Source organism: uncultured Campylobacter sp., assembly GCF_938040115.1.
Taxonomy (GTDB): Bacteria; Campylobacterota; Campylobacteria; order Campylobacterales; family Campylobacteraceae; genus Campylobacter_A.
In genome coordinates this window covers 1-3604 of record NZ_CALHXD010000252.1, presented here as the reverse complement: position 1 = coordinate 3604, position 3604 = coordinate 1, and the positions used below count along the sequence as shown (strand labels likewise).

At 51.7% G+C, this 3604-nt stretch carries 3 protein-coding genes; all 3 read right to left on the bottom strand.

Annotation, left to right across the window (positions count from 1 at the left end; all coding sequences use genetic code 11):
• Positions 1-1129: tryptophan synthase subunit beta (gene trpB, locus Q0314_RS08420; protein ID WP_298058214.1), on the bottom strand; the 1129-nt coding region annotated here is incomplete at its 3' end.
• Between the two features lie 175 nt (positions 1130-1304).
• Entirely contained in the window at positions 1305-1904 is a 600-nt protein-coding gene (locus tag Q0314_RS08415; protein WP_298058212.1) for a phosphoribosylanthranilate isomerase, read from the bottom strand.
• Positions 1901-3514, bottom strand: coding sequence for an anthranilate phosphoribosyltransferase (gene trpD, locus Q0314_RS08410; RefSeq protein ID WP_298058210.1), 1614 nt, complete (start codon positions 3512-3514; stop codon positions 1901-1903). Before trpD ends, Q0314_RS08415 begins: the two co-directional genes overlap by 4 nt.
• Positions 3515-3604 lie beyond the last annotated feature (90 nt).

Below are 3604 nucleotides of genomic sequence, written 5' to 3'. Positions count from 1 at the left end.
CGCCGCGTCCCGAGACATTTACGACGATGACGCTTTTTTTCGTCAAATTTGGGCATAGCTTTTCTAGATATGCTAGCGCGTGCGAGCTCTCGATCGCCGGGATAATGCCCTCTAGTCGGCTGGTTAGATATAGCGCATTTATGCACTCGTCGTCTGTGACGCCGTAGTAGGAGGCTCGCTTGCTCTCGTGCAGGTGCGCGTGCTCTGGGCCCACTCCCGGATAGTCGAGTCCCGCCGAGATGCTGTGAACGGGCTCGATCATGCCGTATTCGTCTTGTAAAACGATCGTTTTCATACCGTGGATGATGCCTGCGCGACCCTTGGTTAGCGTTGCGGCGTGATAGGGCGTGTGTGCGCCTAACCCTGCGGCCTCTACTCCGATCAAATTTACGTCCGCGTCGCCCAAAAACGCGCTAAAGATACCGATCGCGTTGCTGCCGCCGCCGACGCAGGCGATGACGTAGTCCGGATGTACGCCGTATTCTTTTAGCTGTGCTTTGGTCTCGCGGCCGATGATGCTCTGAAAGTCGCGCACGATCCTAGGATACGGATGCGGGCCGACCGCCGAGCCGATGACGTAAAAGGCGCTTTCTATCTCGTTCACCCATGCTTGGATCGCTGCGGTGGTGGCCTCTTTTAGCGTTTTTAGCCCATCTTCTACGCTCACGACTCTGGCGCCTAAAAGCTGCATGCGAAATGCGTTTAGCTGCTGACGCTCGACGTCGGTAGCACCCATATATACGTCGCACTCAAGACCGAGCAATGCCGCCGCCGTCGCAGTCGCCACGCCATGCTGACCCGCGCCCGTCTCTGCTAAAACCTTCTTTTTGCCCATTTTTTTGGCGAGAAGCGCCTGGGCTAGGGCGTTATTTATCTTGTGCGCGCCCGTGTGATTTAGATCCTCGCGCTTTAGATAAATTTCATGTCCGTAGTGCTCGCTTAGGCGTTTTGCGTGATATAGCGGACTCGGGCGTCCGACGTAGTTTTTTAGTAGGTCGTCTAGTTCGGCCTCAAATTCAGCCGTTTTTACTATGCGCTCGTAAGCAGCCTCGAGCTCGTCTAGCGCGAACATCACGGTTTCTGGCACGAACTGCCCGCCGAATTTGCCGAAATATGCTTTGGTGTTCATCGGTATCCTTTAAATTTTTGTTTATTTTAGCATTTTAAGTTTTTATTCGGCTTATTTGGGGTGCGGTATGGCAGCGTTAGCCGGCAAGCTGGTAAAATGAGTAAATTTAAAACATGCCATATTTTATTTAGGCAAGGCGGTAAAGGCCGTAAATTTGCCTTCGTCGCAAGCAAATTTACGCCTTTAAGAGCTCTAAAATTTTCTTTATTTTTTCTGCCGACTTTACGCCGTTTTCATCCTCGACTTTTGAGTTTAGATCGAGCACTCGCGGGTTAAATTTGATCGCTTCGCGCGCGTTGTGTTCGCCGATGCCGCCCGCCATGCCAAAGTCAAATTTGACCGCACGCAAAATCTCCCAATCAAAGCTGGTGCCGTTGCCGCCGGCATTTTCGCCCTTGCAATCAAAAAGCGGCATATCGCAAAGCGCGGTATCTACGGCTGGAAGCGCGTCTAGCACGCTATAGACGCGCCAAATCTCTAGCCCCATCGCCTTTAAATTTGCGTACAAATTTGAGCTAACCTCTCCGTGGATCTGCGCCGCGTCAAGCTGAACAAATTCGCAGATTTCCATTATCTCGCAGTCGCTTTGCCCGGCAAAAACGCCGACGCATTTTTTACCGGCCGTATGCGCGATATCCGCTATCTCGCGCGCCGTCTGTACGCTCACTTGACGTTTGCTTTTGGCAAATATCGCACCCAAAAAATCAATGTCCAGGCTCGCCACGTCGCGTGCCTCCGCAGGAGTTTTGATACCGCAAATTTTAACCAGCGTCACGCTTCGCCTCGCACGTAGTCTTCAAAATAGCGATAAACTTTACCGCTTTTTATCGCGTCCAGGATGACCTCTTTTGCCTGCGCGGGGCTATCCGCGACGCCTGCTGTGTAGAGCGCAAACATCGCGTTTAGCACGACGACGTCAAATTTCGGTCCATCCAGCTCGCCTTTTAAAATTTGCTTTAAAATTTCGGCGTTTTGCTCAGGCGTGCCGCCCTCGATCTCGCTGTGAAACGCCCGTTTGAAGCCAAACTGCTCTGGCGTGATGCTGTACTCGCTGATCTGACCACCGCGTAGCTCCACGACGCGCGTCTCGTCACACAGGCTGATCTCATCTAGTCCGTCCTCGCCGCGAACTACCAGCGCTCGTTCGCGTCCCAGCAGCTGCAGTGTCTCGGCATATAGTCGTAAAACCGGCTTATGATAGACGCCCACGAGCTGATTTTTGAGCGCCAAATTTGGATTTAGCAGCGGGCCAAGTACGTTAAAAACCGTGCGGATACCTAGACGCTGACGCACTTCGCGCACCTCGCCCACTAGCGGATGGAAAAACGGCGCGTGGAAAAAGGCTAAATTTTTATCGTTTAGCAGCTCGCGCTGCCCTAGGAGCGAATTTGAGATCTTAACGCCCAAAATTTCCAGCACGTCTGAGCTGCCTGATTTGCTAGAAACGGCCTTGTTTCCGTGCTTTGCGACCTTGACGCCAAGGCTTGCGAGGATAAACGCGACGGTGGTTGAGATATTTATCGTCTTAAAGCCGTCGCCGCCCGTGCCACAAAGATCGATCATCGGCGAGGGATCGCGGTAGGTCTGCGAGTATTTTAGGATGTTTTTGGCGAGGCTTGCTAGGCTTTGCGGATAGAGGCTTTTTTCGCTGATTAGCACCAAAAGTGCCGCTAGCTGCGTGATCTCGTACTCTTTGCTCGCGATGATTTCGCAAATTTGCTCAAAGTCGCGGTCGTCCAGGCGCTCGTTTTCTTGAAGCTTGATTAGAAACGGCTTTAGCGGACGGATTTTGGGCTCTTTGGCGACCTCTGCGGCAGGCGCAGCTTCGTAGTTGATGAAATTTTCGATGATTTTTTTGCCGTACTGCGTGAAGTAGCTCTCGGGGTGAAATTGGATACCAAAAATCGGCCTATCTTTGACGCTAAGCGCCATCACTACGCCGTCCTCGCTCACGGCTGAAGCCTGCAAATTTGACGGTAGCTCGTCCACGTAAAGCGAGTGGTAGCGCATGACCTCAAATTCGTCCGGCAGTCCCGTAAATAGCGGCTCTTTGCGGCTAACTTTTATTAGCGAGGTTTTGCCGTGATAGGGCTTTTCTAGGCGTTTGATTTTGGCGCCGTAAATGAGCCCGATCGCCTGATGTCCGAGGCAGATACCAAGGATCGGCGCGGCGATATTGCTTTTTAAAATCTCTAAACAAATGCCGCTATCTTGCGGGTGTTTTGGGCCCGGGCTTAGCACGATTTTGCTCGGATTTAGCCTGCGGATCTCGTCTAGCGTGATCTTGTCGTTGCGCACGCAGCGCACTTCTTCGTCGGTTAGTTCGCGTAGGTACTGCTCCACGTTGAATACGAAACTGTCATAATTGTCTATCAATAAAATCATTTTTTTCCTTTTAAACGGCTTATCTCGCGAGTGCTTTTTGCGGATTTTGTTAAAATTTGACTCGATAGGCTATATACCTTATCTTCGTCA